We start from the raw sequence: 268 nt of genomic DNA on the forward strand, positions 1-268 counted from the left end.
GCCGCTTCTTCGAGTTGCTGGTCAAGGTGGGCTTCAAGGAGATCGAGGTGGGCTTTCCTGCCGCGTCGCAGACCGATTTCGATTACGTGCGTGAGTTGATCGACAGTGGCGCGATTCCCGACGATGTGACTATCCAGGTAATGACGCAAGCGCGCAGCCATTTGATCGAGCGCACGTTTGAAGCCCTGAAAGGCGCCCCGCGAGCCATCGTGCATGTGTACAACGCCACCGCGCCGGTATTTCGAGAGGTGGTGTTCGGTGTTGATCG

Annotated in this window: 1 pseudogene; it reads left to right on the forward strand. The window is 58.6% G+C overall.

Annotated features, from left to right (window positions below):
• A pseudogene (locus AC0L3U_RS39480) lies at positions 1-268 on the forward strand (2-isopropylmalate synthase); the annotation flags it as partial.

Source organism: Bradyrhizobium sp. Kon69 (genome assembly GCF_055807515.1).